At 53.0% G+C, this 18,383-nt stretch carries 12 protein-coding genes; 2 read left to right on the forward strand and 10 right to left on the reverse strand.

All coding sequences use genetic code 11. From position 1 onward, the window contains the following. Positions 1 to 86 precede the first annotated feature (86 nt). Together NGM62_RS09190 and NGM62_RS09195 are read left to right on the forward strand one after the other, a co-directional pair. Positions 87 to 869 carry a carboxylesterase family protein gene (locus NGM62_RS09190; RefSeq protein WP_262247353.1) on the forward strand — a complete coding sequence of 261 codons (783 nt, stop codon included), beginning with the start codon at positions 87 to 89 and terminating at the stop codon, positions 867 to 869. A gap of 60 nt (positions 870 to 929) precedes the next feature. Further along, positions 930 to 2,177: an ABC transporter permease gene (locus NGM62_RS09195; protein WP_262247354.1), complete on the forward strand. Its 1,248-nt coding sequence runs from the start codon at positions 930 to 932 to the stop codon at positions 2,175 to 2,177. Between the two features lie 15 nt (positions 2,178 to 2,192). Here NGM62_RS09195 and NGM62_RS09200 read toward each other — a convergent pair whose 3' ends face one another. The 10 genes from NGM62_RS09200 to NGM62_RS09245 all read right to left on the reverse strand — a co-directional run bounded on the left by NGM62_RS09200 (position 2,193) and on the right by NGM62_RS09245 (position 18,383). Beyond that, the gene (locus NGM62_RS09200) at positions 2,193 to 3,749 is read right to left on the reverse strand and encodes an arylsulfatase (protein ID WP_262247355.1); all 1,557 of its coding nucleotides are present in this window, start codon (positions 3,747 to 3,749) and stop codon (positions 2,193 to 2,195) included. Between the two features lie 5 nt (positions 3,750 to 3,754). After that, complete coding sequence (locus NGM62_RS09205; protein WP_262247357.1) at positions 3,755 to 5,290, reverse strand: sulfatase family protein; 1,536 nt, start codon at positions 5,288 to 5,290, stop codon at positions 3,755 to 3,757. Between the two features lie 15 nt (positions 5,291 to 5,305). Next, positions 5,306 to 6,829 carry a sulfatase family protein gene (locus NGM62_RS09210; protein WP_262247358.1) on the reverse strand — a complete coding sequence of 508 codons (1,524 nt, stop codon included), beginning with the start codon at positions 6,827 to 6,829 and terminating at the stop codon, positions 5,306 to 5,308. A gap of 7 nt (positions 6,830 to 6,836) precedes the next feature. Continuing rightward, positions 6,837 to 8,231: a sulfatase gene (locus NGM62_RS09215; protein ID WP_262247360.1), complete on the reverse strand. Its 1,395-nt coding sequence runs from the start codon at positions 8,229 to 8,231 to the stop codon at positions 6,837 to 6,839. 10 nt (positions 8,232 to 8,241) lie between these two features. Next, positions 8,242 to 9,684, reverse strand: coding sequence for an alkaline phosphatase D family protein (locus tag NGM62_RS09220; RefSeq protein WP_262247362.1), 1,443 nt, complete (start codon positions 9,682 to 9,684; stop codon positions 8,242 to 8,244). A gap of 52 nt (positions 9,685 to 9,736) precedes the next feature. After that, a complete protein-coding gene (locus NGM62_RS09225; protein WP_262247365.1) occupies positions 9,737 to 11,311 on the reverse strand; it encodes a sulfatase family protein in 1,575 nt (524 codons plus the stop codon). Further along, positions 11,308 to 13,875 (reverse strand): DUF4962 domain-containing protein, encoded by a 2,568-nt coding sequence (locus NGM62_RS09230; RefSeq protein WP_262247367.1) that lies wholly within the window; start codon positions 13,873 to 13,875, stop codon positions 11,308 to 11,310. Before NGM62_RS09230 ends, NGM62_RS09225 begins: the two co-directional genes overlap by 4 nt. Beyond that, a complete protein-coding gene (locus NGM62_RS09235) occupies positions 13,865 to 15,550 on the reverse strand; it encodes a DUF1961 family protein (RefSeq protein ID WP_262247369.1) in 1,686 nt (561 codons plus the stop codon). The genes NGM62_RS09230 and NGM62_RS09235 overlap by 11 nt, the downstream gene beginning before the upstream one ends. Positions 15,551 to 15,642: 92 nt before the next feature. After that, on the reverse strand, positions 15,643 to 17,034 hold the full coding sequence (locus NGM62_RS09240) for a hypothetical protein (RefSeq protein WP_262247371.1): 1,392 nt from the start codon (positions 17,032 to 17,034) through the stop codon (positions 15,643 to 15,645). Further along, entirely contained in the window at positions 17,031 to 18,383 is a 1,353-nt protein-coding gene (locus NGM62_RS09245; RefSeq protein WP_262247373.1) for a sulfatase family protein, read from the reverse strand. Before NGM62_RS09245 ends, NGM62_RS09240 begins: the two co-directional genes overlap by 4 nt.

Here is an 18,383-nt window from a genome sequence, read left to right on the forward strand (position 1 = left end):
ATTCGCGGATATTCCACTTTTATTTGCAAGAAAGGAATAAAGTAGTACTTTTATGTTTTGGTGAAACAAACTAACCTTATTGTCGTATGAAGCAAACGTTATTGATTGCCATTGGTTGTTTTTTTATGTCTATAGCGGTGCAAGCACAAGACTTTTCTGCTTTCCAATCCAAACAACTCATCCATCGGGGCGACACGTTGCCCTACCGGATTTTGTATCCGGAGGGATATGACCCAGCGGGAAGCTACCCCGTATTGTTTTTTCTGCACGGCTCCGGCGAGCGGGGTAATGACAACCAAAAGCAACTGGTGCATGGGGGCAAGCTGTTTCTTGAAGACAGTATACGCAGCGCGTTCCCGGCGATCGTGATCTTTCCGCAATGTCCGACCGATTCGTATTGGAGCAATGTGGATATCCAATCGACCCCCGAAGGTGGGCGGGAGTTTTATTTCCGAACCAAAGGAAAACCATCTGACGCCATGTCACTGCTCTTGCGGCTTGTAAAAAACATCCGTAAAGAAGAAGCGGTAGACAAGCAACGTCTTTATATTGGGGGGCTATCCATGGGGGCCATGGGAACCTTCGAGGCACTACGCCGAGCGCCAAAGTTTTTTGCGGCTGCTTTTGCTATCTGTGGGGGAGATAACACAGCCAACGTAAAGAAATATCGGCGTATCCCACTTTGGATATTCCATGGCGAACAAGATAATGTCGTGCCATCCACGCATTCGCATGCGCTTATAGCTGAACTGAAGCGCTTGGGAGCCAACCCAAAAGCCACATTCTACCCGGCCGCCAACCACAACAGTTGGGATGATGCTTTTGCGGAACCCGAATTGCTACCATGGCTGTTCGGCCACACCAAATAATAACCGCCGTGTAACACATAGCGGAGACTGCGGTCTAATCGTTTATAAACATGGAGTGAGATGTCGGTTAAAATGTCCAATAAGGAAAATGTCAAGTTGTCGCTACAGTCGATTAGTAGCAACAAGCTACGCACGTTCCTCACGGCGCTGATCATCGCCATCGGCATTACGGCATTGGTGGGTATCCTTACCTCCATAGACGCAATCAAGAATTCCCTGACCGACTCCTTTTCAGCCATGGGGTCCAATTCGTTCAACATACGTAACCGGGGGTTGAACGTACAGATTGGTGGCGGTGGTACACGGCCCAAGCAATTTCCGCAGATTACCTACTACGAAGCGAAGGCGTTTAAGGAGCGGTTCAACTACCCTGCGGTTGTATCATTGAGCGCCTATGCATCTACTGGGGCAACAGTGAAGTACAAAAGTGAAGAGACAAATCCAAATATAAATGTGCTCGGTGCCGACGAAAACTACCTGCAAACCGCCGGATACAACCTATCGGCCGGCCGGAATTTTTCCCTTCGCGAAATCGAGTTTGGGAACAACGTGGTCATCGTGGGATCTGAAATCGTAAAACGGCTCTTCAAGAAAAACGAGGATCCATTGAACCAAGTTATACGAATCGGAAACTCCCAATATACGATCATTGGCGTGCTTGAAGACAAAGGTTCAAGCGCCGGCTTTGGCGGCGACCGCGCCTGTATCATCCCGTTGGCCAAAGCACGTGCCGTAATGTCCATGGGCCGGCCATCCTATACCATAACGGTAATGGCCGGAAACCCGCAACAAATCGAAATGGCTATCGGCGAGGCGACGGCGCTCTTCCGGAACGTCCGCGGGGTCAGGGTAGGGCAGGAAACCAATTTCGAGATTACCAAAAGCGACGCCGTGGCACAGATGCTTATCGAAAGCCTTACCTACGTGACCATCGGCGCGGTTGTCATCGCGTTGATTACGCTTATAGGTGCATCTATCGGATTGATGAACATCATGTTGGTCTCGGTCACCGAGCGTACCCGCGAAATTGGCATACGCAAAGCGATAGGCGCAACACCCACCGTTATTCGCCGACAGTTCCTTACCGAAGCCGTAGTGATTTGCCTAATGGGCGGATTTGCGGGTATCTTCCTGGGCATACTTATCGGCAACATCCTCGCGGTGGTGATGGGTGCCAGCTTCATCGTCCCATGGAACTGGATTATCCTGGGGGTTGCCGTCTGTGTAGGTGTGGGAATGGTTTCCGGATATTATCCGGCGTCCAAGGCTTCTCGGCTCGACCCGGTGGAGGCGTTACGCTACGAATAATGTATAACCGGCACCTCACGGCAAGGTCGCTTCCAATTTCCCCGTTAAAATAGCCTTCAGCTCTTGTACCTTACCTGCGTGAGGCCCGCTTAAATCCACGGACTCCCCTGGATCATCTGCCAGATTGTATAATGCCCACAACGGGTCCTCCTTATCCTTTACAAGCTTCCAGTCTCCCGCACGGAGAGCCACGTTTCCCTCGTGTTCCCAATAGATAATCCGCTCATGCGCCCCACGTGGCTCCTTGCCTTGCAGCAAGGGTACTAAGCTCGTTCCCGGGGAGTTTCCGTCTTCATTTACCCCTGCCGCTTCCAACAAAGTAGGCATCAGATCAATGATATGGCCCACTCTATTGGTGAATCGCCCGGGCTGCTCAATACCCTTCGGCCAGTGCCAGATAGATGGGGTCACAATGCCTCCTTCGTGCATATATTTCTTGTATTTCCTAAACGGCGTATTCGATGCGTAAGCCCATGGAGCTTCATACGCAGTGTATGAGCCCGGCTCACCGATCTGCTTGGTTGTGTCATTCAGTCCCCTTCGCTCTACACTCTCCGCACAGGCACCGTTGTCCGAAAGGAATATGATTAGCGTATTGTCCAACGCTCCTTCTTCCTCAAGTTGGCGAATAAGCTTCCCGATGTTCTCGTCCATAACCTCAACCATTGCCGCATATACTGCCATTTTCCTAGCCCACTGCTTTTTATCGTCTACTGAATCCCATTCGGGTATAGTGGTTGGCCGCTGTGGGAGCACGTAGCGCCTGTCAATCACTTCCATTGCTTCCATCCGGTCAAATCTCGACCTGTGGATGGCATCCCACCCTTGCAGATAAAGTGTCTCATACTTGGTTACCACGGAGTCTGGCGCATGCAGCGGCCAGTGGGGCGCGGTGTAGGCAAGGTAAAGTAGAAACGGTCGCCCTGCCGTATTACGATCGGTATAATGCTGGTTGATAAACGAGCGGGCCGAATCTGTAAATGCGTTGGTCATGTAAAACCCATCTGCCGGGGGAGTCCATGGATCATCATCGCTCACCATCACCCGGCGCCGCTTTTCGTCAACAATCTCGTAATAGCTACTGGCGCCCGAAATCAGCCCGAAGTACCGATCAAACCCCCGTTTCCGGGGCCAGTGCTGGGGCCGCTCGCCGACGTGCCATTTCCCGGCCATATAGGTGCTGTATCCCGCTTCGCGCAGCATTTCAGCAATCGTCGGCTGGTCCGTGCGCAGAAACCCCTGATAGGGGCCGGGCGTGATGGGCTCGTCGGCGTAAGTGACCATGTGCCCCATACCCGCGTCGTGCGGGTATTGCCCCGTTAGCAACGATGCACGTGTGGGGCAGCACCTTCCGGCATTATAAAAGCTCCGGAAGCGTAATCCCTCTTCAGCAAGTTTATCGATATTCGGTGTATGTATTTCTCCACCATAACAACCCACATCCGAGTACCCCATATCATCAGCGAGGATAATTACGATGTTGGGGCGATCTGCTGGGCCCTGCTGGGCGAAACTTGGGTTGCAGCAATAGGCAAGTAGCTGCATCAAAAGCGGGAAAATGGTCGTCTTCATCGGTTTCAATCGGTTTGGTGCATTCCTTTTATTTCGGCGAGCAGCGCCTGCAATTCCGTTACTTTAGCTGGAAATTGCTGATATAGATTGGTGGTTTCTTGCGGATCCTTTTCAAGGTTGTACAGCTGCCCGGCGGGTCCACCGGGAACGGCTTCTGCACGTTGAGGTTCGGAAAAGCCGCCGGACCCCAGGCCGTCTATCAATTTCCAGGCACCTTTGCGGATGGCAAGATAACCGTTTGAAGCCTGATGGATCACGGCGCGCTGATCGGGAATGTCGGCTGTCTCTCCCTTCAATACGGGCAAGATACTGTAACTGTCGAGAGCAGCATCTGCCGGCACTCCGGTTTGCAGGATGGCAGCACAGGTAGCCGAAAGGTTGGTCAACGTCGTCAACGCATCACTCGTTGTACCCGGCTTCACCGCAGCGGGCCAGCGCACGATAAAGGGGATGCGGTGGCCGCCTTCCCAGGCATCGCCCTTCATTCCGCGATAGGGACCGGTTGCGCGGTGGTGAAAACGTTCGGCAAATTGCGGACGCCAGTAGGGACCGTTGTCGCTGGTGAAGACGACCACTGTATGCTGTGTCATGCCGAGACTGTCGATTGCCCGTAATACGCGACCTACGGCATCGTCTACCATTTGTACGTAATCACCATAATCCCCGGCGTTGGAGGCCCCACGCTGGTCACCGGTAGGCAACCACGGTGTATGGGGGGCGGGAAGGGGAAGGTACAGAAAAAACGGCTGCGGCTGCTTTGCTTGCTGTTCGACGTATTGCACGGCTTTGTCGGTAAACGTCGGCAATACGCGGTCAAAATTAAATGAAGGTGCCATTTTCCCCGCGCGCCAGAAGGCACCGGTGTACCCCGTATTCAGGTCGTTACCCGGTGTGTAGGCGGAGGGAAGCTCAATCAGCGTATCCCGCTCAAGGTAACAGTAAGGCTCCATGTCGAGCGAGGCCGGGAGTATAAAGGAATAGTCGAATCCATGGCTCAACGGTCCTCCCGTCGGCGGTTTAGTAAAGTCGATGTATTCGGGATTCATGTCTTTCAATAGCCCATATTCGTTCATTTCCGGATTGCTGGAATCAAGCACGTCACGATGCGCTTCCTTGACCGCCCAATCCAACCCAAGATGCCATTTGCCGATGACGGCGGTGTGATAGCCTTGTTGTTGGAGCAAGGTACCTATCGTAAAACTACCCTGTGGAATAAGCGTGCGACCATATCCCCGGAGTACGCCGACAGGTAAACGGCTTCTCCAGGCATACGTACCTGTCATGATCGCGTAGCGGGTGGGCGTACAGACCGACGTTGGGGCATGGGCATCCGTAAACCGCATTCCTTGCTTAGCTAGGGCGTCGATGTGGGGCGTATTAATCCGGCCGTCGGGATTGTAGATGCTTACATCGCCGTAACCCAGGTCGTCAGCAAGGATGTACACAATATTGGGTTGGGCTGGCTGTGCCCTGATCGGTTGGACGACGGAGCCAAGCCCAATTAGGCATAGCAGTATATTCTTAAAAAGGGAGTTATTCATGAGAGCTATTCATCATTAGTTCAAACGGCTGTAATGGCTTGTAAATTGTGCGTACACATTTTCCGGAATTGAGAGGTGATCGTCCGTCTGTTCCATATGTGCCCGGAGGCAAGTCAACAGTTCGCGCACCCTGCGTTCGTTTTCCCGTTGGAAAGCGAGGTTCATTTTTTCCTGGGGGTCTTCGGTTACCTGGTATAATTCGAGGAATACCTCGTCACCAAATAGATCGACGATCAATTTATACCCATCCTTTACGACTGCCCGCTGGAAGTTTCCCAGGGAACCGTTGCCGTCGTATTGCAGGAATATCGGTCGTGCCTTGTTTGGCTGCTCGTTACGCACCAACGGGAGTAACGACTGGCCATCAAGGTCCTCCGGAACGGGCACACCCGTATAGTCCAATAAGGTAGGCAATACGTCTACCAGGCTCACCGGCTCAACAATGGCTGTACGGTCAACCGGAAAACCAACCGGAAACCGGATATACAACGGTACGCGGACGGACTCTTCATACATGCAGTTTTTCTGCCAGAGCGAATGGCTGCCGAGCATTTCGCCGTGGTCGGCAGTGAAAACAATGATAGCCTCATCGTACAGGCCTTCGTCTTTCAGTGCTTGGACGATCCGGCCCACTTCATCGTCCAGGAGTTTGACCAGTCCGAGGTATCTTGCCCAGGTATCCCGCCATTCATCGCGGGTATACCGGGTGCCCAGAAACCCGGTGATGTTATACAATTGCAGGGGAGACTGGCCGGGGTACCACTGGCCCACATTGTCCGGCAGGTCAACCTGTTGGCTGGCGATGGCGGAAAAATAAGGTTCGGGGATATGGAAGGGTGGATGCGGAGCCAGAAACATGCAGTTGAGCAGCAAAGGCTTGGTTTTGTCGCGCTGTCGGATGGCCCGCTGTGCCTCGTTGCTGAAATACCGGTCTGTAAAGTAGTCGACGCCCGGGGCGTAAGGTGCCGCAAAAGGAGTTGAATAATACCGGGCACCGGTATAGCGTCCGGATATCTGTTCTGGAACCAATGCCTTGAAAATGCGTCCTCCGGGCTTGTCCACACCTTCCGATTTCATCCACTGCGCATACGTCTGCTGGGTAATCCATTTGGTTTTACTTTCCGGATCCTTTTCAAGCGGATCCTCGGTAAAAAGGTGTTGCTTGCCCACATGCCAGCTGTCCCAACTATCCTCCATGAGGGTATATAGGTTGGGAATGCCCGCACTTACATACCCATAATGGGCATCCTGTGGCGCCCACGGGTTAATCAGCGAATGCGTGCGATTGGGATAAAGCCCGGTGAAGAAAGAGGCCCTCGAAGGCGCACAAAGCGGTGAGGCCGCATACGCGGAAGTAAACGAGACCCCGGCCTCCGCAAGTGCCGAAATATTCGGTGTCATTTCGCCGATGACATCGGCCCGCAACTGGTCGGCCATGATGACAATAATCGGCGGGGAAGCTTTCTGCTGTCCGGATGACCGGGCAGCGAAAAGCAGCAGGTACCCTACGAGCAAAAAGGATAAAGAACCGTACTTCATGGTTTTGCTATTGATAACGCGTTAATAATTCGGGATTCACTTTTCGGAAATAGGCAGTCATTTCGGCTTCTAATTCCTCGACTTTTCCGGGATTTTTATGGGCAATGTTATGCGTTTCACCCCGGTCTTCCTTGAGGTTGTACAATTCCACCTTGCCGGATTTCCAGAATTTCAACAGTTTGTAGTCGCCATTGATCACCGCTGAGTGGGGATACCCGTCGTTGTAGCGGTGGAAAATGAGTGCGTTGTTTGTGCGCGCAACGGGTTTGCCCGTTTCGCCCCGGAGCATGTTCACGAAGCTGCCGCCATCGGTGTCCAGGTTACTGGAAGCGGGGGTTCCACCGGCCAGCTCGGCAAACGTAGCCAGCAGGTCCCAACCGACAATTGGGGCGTCACATTGGCTACCGGCCTCAATACCGGGACCCCTGACCAGGAACGGCACCCGTATGCCCCCTTCGTAAAGTGTCCATTTTCCGCCGCGAAGGGGATAATTCCGCATCGGCTTGGGAAACTTCGATGGGTGATCCAGCCGGTTCCGCACTGCAGGCATGAATTCGGTGGCGCCATTGTCGGCCATGAAAAAGACATACGTGTTTTGTGCAATGCCCAGCCGTTCGAGGGTATCCAACACGGCCCCGATGCTGCGGTCGAGATCTTCCAGCATACCTGCGAACGCAGGGTCGTCATGCTTCTTTCCCCCAGGTTTCTTCTGGTATTTCTCATACGACCCGGCAGTCGTCTGCTTCTCTATATGCGTGGCATAGTGCGAGATTTGTAGGAAAAAGGGAGTTCCGGCTTTCGCGTGGCGTGTCATGAAATTGCCCGCCCGTGCCGCGAGTGTATTCACCCGTTTCGGATCGCCCGTGATGAAATAATCGGTCCACTTGTCCGTTCCCTCGATGGCAAAGTTGCCGTTTTTGTTGCCGGTATCGCCGTCGCTTTCGTCATAGCCTGCATCTTCCGGCGAAAACCCGGCACGCATATCCCACTTGCCGAAATGAGCCGTCTGATAGCGACTGTTGATGCCTTTGAGTACTTGGGGCAAGGTTGGGTAGTTCCCTGCAGTTGGCTGGTAATTTGCTCCAAACGACTCATCTCCCTGCCGGGCGGGTGTATGGCCAAAGAGGATGCTTCGCCTGGAGGGCGAACAGATGGACGCGGAGGCATAAGTCCGGGAAAAACGAATGCCTCCGGTAGCTAGCCGATCCAAGTTGGGGGTTTCGTGGTAATCACTGGACGAACGCGGGTCGGTTTTGTCCATCGGCATGGAGAGCGACGACCAACCGAGGTCATCGGCCAAAATGAATATAATGTTTGGCGTTTCGGGTTGCTGCGCGAGTACATGCGTGGAAAACCCTGCTAACACTATCGAAACAAGTAAAAACGATTTTCTTGGGATCATAATTTGTGGTTTATGAGTGAGCATATTGCGAGTAGGTGTTGACAATTTTGCCATCCACATCGCAGTGATCGAATTGGATATAGGGGTTGCCGTCTTTCCGGTATACGCGGACCTGCAGAAATCCGCCCTTAACCCGCAGGAAACGGTGTTCCGGCCGTATATCATCCGGCTTCCACCCTTGCGCATGGAAATCGCTGACCGGGCCCGAACCGAATTCCATCAAGCCCGTTCCGGGATCTTCAGAAACATATTGCCAGTGCCTGTCGCCGCTGACGATGAACAACCGGTCTATGGTTGACAGGTACTGCCGCAGCCATGTCCCCTCGGTTTGGAAATTTCTATTGGCGTGGTTATCCTTTTTGGTATCCCGGTCGGGGCCGACAATCGGTGTCGGTGAAATCAGCAGTTTGAATGTGGCGTTAGAGGCCCCTATGGTCTCCTTGAACCATGCTATCTGCTCTCCACCCCAGATGGTTTTGCCGGGTCCGTCGGGCATATCATTGTTTGACCGGTATTCGCGCGATTCGATCAACCATATTTGCAGGTCCTTACCCCACCGATAGGTCCGGTAGGGTTTATCCCGGAGCTGAACTTGCTCCTGCCACACCTTCAGGCCATCCGTATAAGAAAGCTCACCATAGGGTTGCGCCGTGGGATCGACATCGTTTTTCAGCAGGTCATGGTCGTCCTTCAGCATGTAGATAGGGACCTCACGGCAGAAATCCCGTATCGACGGTCTTGAGTTCATCGCATGCCACTTATGCCTTGCCTTTTCCCTCGTGGTAGCCAATGGCCCGGGTTTATCATAATAGACATAATCACCTGTATGGGCGTAAAAATCCGGCCGCAGTTGGCGCATGCTGTCATACACCCTAAATCCGCGTTCCTCGTCGTCATAACTCCAGAAGTATTGGCAAGTGCAGGCCACCAAGCATACCGCAGCAGCTGTTTGCGGGTCCGGTGCCGTTCGGAAGGAGCCCTTGGCATAGTTGGAAGTCCCATTCATCGATGCGCGCGCTTCGACCTCGATATGGTAACTGGTATTGCTTTCCAGGTTGTCTATGGTGATCCTGACCGTGTAATCGTCGTCAGCTATGGCTGCATGCCAATCCGAGCGGAAAGTTTGTATACCGTCGCCGAGGAGTGTAACCCGTACAAACCCAGCCGCACCGGCAACGGCCCCGTCCATTTCCTCCACGGGTTGGTTTTCATCGAAACCAATGGGGTGCCTGAATACCTCTTCCCTCCGTTTGTGCCGGATGGGAACGGGTGCTTCTTGACGGCATAATCGAGTCCAGAAAATAGCCGACCGGTCAGTCACTTCCGAAATTTTAAATCCGGTTGTCAAATAAACCACCGGGGAAATGGCTGCGGCGAGTTCATGGAAGGAGGGGAGCGCCATCATGCCGAGCCCGGTTTTCTTCAGGAAGTTTCTTCTACTCTGTTTACTCATTTCACTCAAAAATCATTGTCCATAATTGTCTTCCTTCAATTTCATCCAAGTTTCACTCCTTATCCTGGTAAGCCGGGTTATAGACGCCCTGTTCACGGAACCCAGGGAATGGGCGCATCCTGCCGAACCGGGGGTAGCTATCAAACACTTCACCTCCCGACACGACCCGAGGGTCGCCCTGCTCAGCCAGCACCCGCCAGAGTTCTGTACGGAGCCCGGCCAGCACGTCGGCATAGCGGCTATCGGATGCCAGGTTCGTTAAGCAGGCGGGATCTTCGCGGATGGCGTACAACTCTTCAGCACCCCGTTTGGCGGTAGCCAAGCCGAACTGTTCCGGCCAGCGGTACCGATTGGTGAGCAGGAGCTCTTTAGTGGGCGAATCGTCGATGTCTTCAAACCCCCACACAATTGGCTTCATTCCGGTGCCGGAGGCAACATCCACCGGGATAACTGGCGGCGGGTCGCCCATCGGCCACCGATCGGGTTTGAGGTTACATATATACAGGTAATCCGTTGTCCGGATAGCACGCGCCGGATAACCTAGATTATCCGGCCGGGCATGTGTATGCCGCTCCCTCCCGCTCAATACGTAGCGGCGACTGGTATCAGACACCCCATCATTTAATAACGGAACAAGGCTTTCCCCGGCAGTGGCGGGCAGTGGGGCGGCATCAGCCCAGCCGAGGATGGTAGGGGCCAAATCGATGAGACCTACGGGCACGTCGATTGTGCGCGGCCCCCTGATTCCGGGGCCGCAGATGGCCAGAGGCACATGGATGCCATACTCGTGCAAGCCCGCTTTCGCATGCGGGAATGCCATGCCATTGTCGGCTGTTACGACGATGATGGTATTTTCCAGCTCCCCAATGCGTTCCAATAGGTCGAGCATCTCTTTGAGGTGCCGATCAAACCAACTGACTTCAAAAGCATAATCCAATAAATCGGTCCTCACCGTATCATGGCTGGGCAAAAAGGGCGGGACACGCATTCCCACGGAGTCCAGCCCTTGGCGAAGGCCCGACCCGTATTCATATACCCGATGTGGCTCATGGCAGCCAAACCAAAAAAAGAACGGCTTCCCTTCCGGCCTTTCAGCAAGGAAACGCTCAAAATTGGCGGCATAGTTTGTGCGATTGATCCCACTTGTAGGTACACCCGTGTATTTTTCGCTGTTGTATTCCGGTCCCACCGGATTTTGCTGCCATCCGGCATCACGCCAATTGCCCGGTCCCCACGCCTTGCCGGTATACCCGGTAAAATAGCCGGCCGATGCCAACGCATCGGTGAATACGGGGAATTTCTTGGGGAAATAGCTGCTATGTGTGCCTGCTTCTTCCAGCTGCCAGATGTTGCGCCCCGTAAGAATTGCCGCCCTGGAAGGGCTGCATTGCGGTGCGGCAACAAATGCGTTATTGAACAGGACACCATGCCTCGCCACGCTATCAAATGCAGGGGTCACGAACTGTGGCATACCGTAAATCGAGGTGTATGGGTACGATTGGTCATCGGCAATAGCAAACAGGATGTTGGGCGCGCGTTGCGGCTTCGTTTTATGGGATTGCTGCGTACAGGCGCTCCAACTCATGATGGAGCCAATCAATATGTTGCAGATCAGTAACTTGTTCATTTTCTATCGTTTTTGCCGTCGACTAACAACCGTTGCCGGATAGCATGGGGCAACTCATCCGGGGCTTCCACATACCGGATATGGCTGTTAAGCTTTTCGGCGAGCTTTGCGTGCCCCTCATGTTGGCCAAAGTTTTTCCCGGCTAGCGAAATCTGTTTCGCGTGTGTAGAGAACACTGTTGTCCCCGAATGGTTCATTACAGATACATTGGGCGACAGCGCCGTGTCTAATTGCGCTTGGATATCCCAATCGCCCAGGGAAACTGTCACCACGCCATCGCGGTATACTTCTTCTGCCGATTCGATCGCCGCTGCGGGGCCAATCTGGAAAACGGCGAGGAAGCGTGTGGTACGGGTTTTGGAACGATTGATTGCTTTAAGGTGCCACTGTTCGTCATCGTAACGCTTCAACTCCCCCGACTCATTGCGGCTACCCCGCCAATTTTCTGCCCGCACTTCAAATGTGTCGGCCAAGCTCCACGATACGGCATCAGGGGTCCACAGTTTACCTACTCCGTTAAACCCATCGAAGTGGGATGAAAAGCGGTTGCTCGTAGTATCGATATGGATTCTGGCCATACTGTGGAGCAGCCAAGACCAACTAGCCGGATGGTCGGATTCCAACTCATCGTATACCACTATGATATCCGGTTTAAGCAAGAGCAGATGCCGGTAAAATTTCTTCACCCCGTGGTCTTCATTGGTTTCGTTGCTACTGTACGCGGCAGACGCGTCCCCCATCACGTAGGCCATGTCTTCACCTTGCAGGAACCGGGGTATCCAGCCATAGGCTTCTACACTGTATGGCTGGCCGGCACCGTCAATCAGCACGCTGTTATTACTTTTTGTGTGCTGGTACCATCCTGTACGGTGTGGGTCTTTCATCGTTACTTTATAGCCGGTACGGAAGAAAGCACGCTTTCCGCCGTATAAGATATTAAACGAGTTTTGGTCGGAAAGGAAATGCCCATACGACCCGAAGGGGCTCGAACGCATGGCCACCATGAGGTTTTCATCGGTATTGGCCGGATTGGAATGTAGTGCTGCTAAGCCGATTTCCCGGAAAACCTTCCCCATTTCCATGTCGTTTTCCGTAGCCAAATCTGCCGTATCCGTCTCTTCGGTCCGGGAAAGCCTGATCCATCTCAAGGACTTATCAGCAGAGATATCAGGGTTTTCGTATTGCCGGCACCTTTTCACATATTCGGCGGCCCTGGGGTCGCGCGTCAGCCTTGCAAGTATATCGGCATAGGCAATATAGGCTACCCCGGGTGAAAATACCTCTTCCGTGTTATCTCCAAACCCGTCTGCGGAAGACCCGGGCGGCACATGGTATAAAAGCCAGTCGATAGTGTTCGTATACCACGGATGCGTGCTAATAAAATCAAATCCGGTATACTGTTTGATTGTGAGCGGGATGTCGATGAGTGTCGCCATATTCATCCGGAAATAGGAGGCCCCCTCAATCCAGCCGCCATCCACCCCCCCCAATATGGGTGCACGGGCGAGGAACAATTCATAGGCATATGCCAGCCATTGGGCGGCCTCGGGCACCTTTCCATATACGGCTATCCCGGTTTGGAAGAAATAATGCAGTATGTGCTGCCACACGTGGCCGCTCAATATTTTTGCTTCCACATCGTTCCGCCAGCTTATATAAAAACCGGTGGCCCGCTCAACGATCGGCCCGACCAGTGCGACGCGGTCTGCACTGTCGAGAGACGTATGGAAGGTATCATATACGGTAGCGAGCGCCAGCATACAGCGTGCATCACTGAAATCACTTATCTTGGATACCCCTTGTGTATCCCATGTCGCAACTTCCCTGGCAATGCGTATGGCGTGGAGCCGATACCGGCTGTCGCCGGTAAGGAGGTATGCCTGGCAGAGCGGCATTGTGGTTCCATAGGCAAAGTCACCCAACCTCTTACTAGCATCCTGCTCTAGCTTACGGTTTTGCTCCGCATCGTTGAGCCGGTTTTTTGGCAAGCCTTCACGCTCCGTCATGATCGGTTGTTTAAGGGCCTTTTCCGCTTCGCGGATGATGGCCTCCGCATCACCATTGGCAACGAGCGTCCTGATACGTGGTATATCCGCCGCCCCATCGGCGAGTAGCCGCGGGTGGTCTGGAGGTATGCCTTTGAAGAACCGGTCAATGGGTGGAGATACCAACGGGATTGCCTCCGGTGTAATTTGGAAAGTCTGCAAAGCAGACCAGGTTTTGCCGGACACCCGATATTGCCAATACCATTGTCCATCCGAAAGGCGTTGATGTGGATTGAACATTGCCCATGGAATTTGTTCCCGGTATATCGTATGTCCTCTAAATAGTGAATCTTGCGACAAGCGGACGTCATAATACGTCGTCTTTTCTTTTTCTGCCGGCCAGCGGAGGACAGGCACATTGAACTGCGCTGCAATACCTGCGGTCGGCTGGGCCACTGCGAGATACCGTGAATATACCGTGCCGGGATAGGGTGGCGGCGTGGTGTGTGGTGTGCTGCATTGCATAACAACAGCCGCGGCTATACCCAAGACAAAACAAGTTGGCTGCTTACGTACCATGCTGTGTACGGTTTTGGTGGACCAGGCTCCAAACCCTGAAATTCCGGTATCGGAAATGGGACCATTGCATCTGTCGGAAGCCTATCTTGCCTCCACCGAGTGCCGGCCCCCCGGTAGTTCCCGCATCTGTCCAATCAATGATTTTCCGGTCATCGATAAAGAAGTAAATACGGCTTTGGTCTTTCACCAGCTTTATCCGGTGAACAGCGGGGGACTGCTTTGGAATACCTTCAGCTCCCGTTTGTACCAATGCGAAGCCACTGTTCTTACGGAGATGGGCGAACTCCCGTGCAGGGTTCTTGGGATTATTGGCGTAGTAAGATATGTGGTAGCTGTTAATCTGATCTTTTGTATAGTACTTGAACGTACCTTCGCGGGGAGGGAGGCTGGAGTCGAACAGGTCCTCGCCCGCTCTTCCGGCAGCGGCAAAGAATGCAATCAATAAGCCGGCTTCGCGGTAGAGGTTTTGTACCTCCCATTCGGCGATAAAACTGTCGGGGAATGTCTTAGGGCACCACAGTACATGGTGCCATTGCTGCTGCTCGGCATACATTTCCATCCAGTCATTTTTGAAGCTCAGTTTACCCGGTCCTTCCATCACCCATCCACGCACATCGGTGGTGTCTGCCAGCTTATTCTCATAAAGCAGTACTCCTTTTCCGTATGTCTCCCGGAGCTCCGGCCCGTCAAGCAGCCGAAGGATTTCACATCCCGCCAGCAAGAACGCACCGGTTCCGTACGACTCCCAGTTTTCTTCCGAAAAAGCCTTGGGCTCGATGCCGGGTGGCTGTACAAAGCCCAGCCGGCCTTCTGCATTGACGTGGCTGCTTAGCCCGGCCCAAGCCTTCTTGACGACGGGTAGATAGGTGTCCGCGTCGAGTAAGCCGGTACGGACCCCCCAAGCAAAGGCATAGCAGAAAAGTGCCGTGCTACTGCATTCCGGTTCGGGGAAAGCATCGTAATCGAGCAGACTAGCCCGCCAAAGCCCGTCGGCCCCCTGACACGCACGGATGGATGCGGCCATCTCTACAAATTGCTTTTCGAACCGGGGGCGGCCTTTAAAATCGGTGGGCAATTCGCTACAGATGCGCGCAATAGCCGCTAACACCCATCCATTGCCGCGGCTCCAGAACACTTTCGCACCATTGGGGCTTCTGGCATCCAAGAATCGGTCATCGCGGTAAAAGAGGTTCTCCGGTTGGGCATAGAGGTATTCCGATGTTTTCCTCCAGTGTTCGGTTAGGTAATCGAGGTATTTCTCATCCCCCGTCAACCGGTAGTATTTCGCAAATGCGGGGGGTGCCATGAATAGTGCATCGCACCACGACCACCATTCCCTACGGTAGGGGTTGTCGATAAAGCGCACATCGGCTTTAGGCCGCCGGCCTACATGGGCATCCAACACCCATTTGCTATACAACATGCGTTGGCTGTCTGGTTCGAGCTGGAATAAATCCAGATATGTCTGTACAACCATCAAACGGTCCGCATCATATATGTCTGGCATTCCTTGCCAATCATGCGTCGACGCCATATTGCACAGGTAACGGTAGTAGCGTGAGTCGCGGGTAGTTTCATAAAGTGCCGTTAAGCCGGCGTACCAAGTCCCTTCGTGCCAGTCAAGAACCGGATATTTGCTTGGCTGTTGCATCTGCCATTGTGCTGACTTATTCATCAAATGGAGTATATCACGTTTCTGCCAAGCCCCCTGTGCGCTAACGGTGCACGGGGTAATAATTAAAAACAATAAAACAATAGTCAATCTAATCATGATATTAACGCATTGATATCAGCAATGAACACTTGTCTCTGCCCTCCCGGTGCGCCATTGAAGCAGACTTGAGTATAGTTTCTACTCCAAGCCGGGTGGGGGTCCAACTTGTGGTGGCTGCCACCCGTTATCCTATCTTCGGGCAAATATTGGTTGCTACCACCACCTACATCGGTCGGCATGGTACAGACGGTAACCTCCTTATCGTATTTCAAATCAATCAACCGGATTGGTATTTCCCCGCTCTCGGGGACCACATATGTTTGCTTAGGGTAAGCGTCGGTAAGCAGGTACCGCGAGTCCGGGTGCATCGTTGGATGGCCACTGCCGAGGTGTTTCTCGGAGAGCACTGTAAATTGATTGCCCCGGTAGTCAAAAGAACAAAACAGCATATCAGTATAACCCAGCCACGTAGGTATGCAGTTCATAATCACCCGCTCTCCGTCGGGATGCCAGTTGGGGTGATTTCCCGACCCGCCCAACCGCGCACGCTGGTTCCACTTTTCGGCGGTCAGGCATTGGGTTAGTGCCTGCCCATCTGCATCCAACGTAAATAATGAAGCGTTGCGGCCCTTGCTATCGACTTGTGCACGGAATACCTGTAGTATCCGGGTGCCCTGTCTATTGAACTTGGAATGGAAGAGGTACCCGATACTATCGCGGTACCGTTTACGGTCACTTTCTGCCACCGCATCAAAAAACTGGTCTATCGTTACCAGCAGTGTCGTCTTGTCTCTTTCCAAATCTGTTTTCCACAATCCCTCATGAACCCTATCTTCCGGCATGAACGGTTTGGGCTTACCGGGCGGCGGGTCGGGTACGCCATACCCATATTGATGGATATTCATATTGAGCAGGTTTGGGCTTACAACGGATCTGCCATCCGGCGACACATCATACTTGGCGCCGGAAAAGGCAATGGCCTCACCCGAGTTGACGTCGATACGTACACACACGGGTTTCCCATTGATGATGTCATTAGTATAGAGGTACCGGTCAGCAACATGATTCCATTGCACATTTGCCCCGACCTGGAAAGACCATGCCTTGGTTCTGTACACTGTGCGGATTGCTTGGTTTTCCAGATCGACCACGCAAATTTCTGCGATATCACCCCAGACTGGTTTCCGTTGCTGATAGGGTAATTTCGTCAACGCCAAATACCGCCCCGAGGGGCTCCAAGGGCATATGTCATAAAATGTATGCAGGTAATATCCATCGTTTGGCGTTACCTGGATTATCGGTGCGGCCGTTTCACCCTTTCTGAACGGGCGGAAATCAAATGATTTCCAGCCCTCTTCTATCGTTCGGAATGCCCAAAGGCTGGGCGCCACCATTAAAGCGGTGAACCCGGCGGTTGTCTTATATAAAAATTCTTTTCTGTTCATTTGGTGAATAAATCTGTCTCGGTTGCCCGCATTTCATTTGAAAAGGGGTCTTGTTGTTCTTCCATCCACACGGCCAGGGCCCGGTACATGGTTACTATCGTTTCACGGAGTTTTTTGTCGTCGGCAAGGTTGGTTAACTCGTAAGGGTCCTCCAGTAGGTCATATAACTCAAGTGCAGGCCGATACCGGTAGTTATTCGCCCGGGCTACGCCAGCGTCCCCACTTAACACCCATGAGTCCAGCACCATCCTAGCGTCGATTATGGCGCGCTCATCCGGCTCATCCATCGCCTTCAACGAAAAGCGATTGCCTTGCCGGAGGTTCACAATCAACTTATGGCGTCTGCCCACAATTGTCCGTATGGGGTATTCATTTGCTCCCTGCACACCCAGATTGGTATAACAGCCATACACATTGTCATTTACTGCAACCTCCTGCTGCTTCAGGATCGGCACAATACTTCTGCCGTCGAGCGTGTCGGGGAAACCGGCACCTGCCATCTCCATTAGGGTGGGAAGGATATCGACCATGCTCACAAGCGCATCGGACGTGGTGCCCGGCGCTACGACCCCTGGCCATTTAACGATTAGGGGGATACGTATCCCCTGTTCGTAAAGCGTCCATTTAGCGAACGGGAACGCTGGGCCATGATCACTTAGATACAACTGAATACTATTCTTGCCAAACCCGTAATGTTCCAGCCAATAAAGTATTGAACCTATTTCCTGATCGGCCAAGGCCACATGGTCGTAATAAGCAGCGGTGTACTGTGCTGTTTCGGGTGTCTGTGGCATCCATCGTTTGGCAGCCACGTTACCATGGCCGCCTTTGAGGTTAAAGTAGGGTTGGTGTGGCGCGTTGAGCGATACAACGAGGCAGAACGGCTGTTCATGCCTACGGCTCAGGTAGCCCGGCACTTCATGGCGTTCCATATAAACAAATGGGAAGGCTGCCTCGGGCTTAACGTGGACCTTTCCCGCAAGTATCACTTCATAACCCGCAGCTGAAAAATAATGTGGTAACGACCGGATATCAGGGTGTACCGACCCGTGGTTACGGTCGCATCCGTTACGGTGCGGATACAAACCCGTAAACAGTGCCGACCGAGAAGGTGCACATACCGATACCGGTGTATATGCGCGGGTAAATACCATCCCCTCACGAGCCAGCTGGTCGATAACCGGTGTTGGTACAACCTCGTTTCCATAACATCCGGCATCTTCCTGTCCGTGGTCGTCCGAAAGGAAGATGACGATATTTGGCTTTTGTTGAGCATGTGCCCCGAGGGGAAATGCCAGTAGCAAACCAAGTAGCACCCCTACTATATGACAACCCTTTGGTACAATCAT

The organism is Parapedobacter soli, from assembly GCF_025460835.1.
Classification (GTDB): Bacteria; Bacteroidota; Bacteroidia; order Sphingobacteriales; family Sphingobacteriaceae; genus Parapedobacter; species Parapedobacter soli.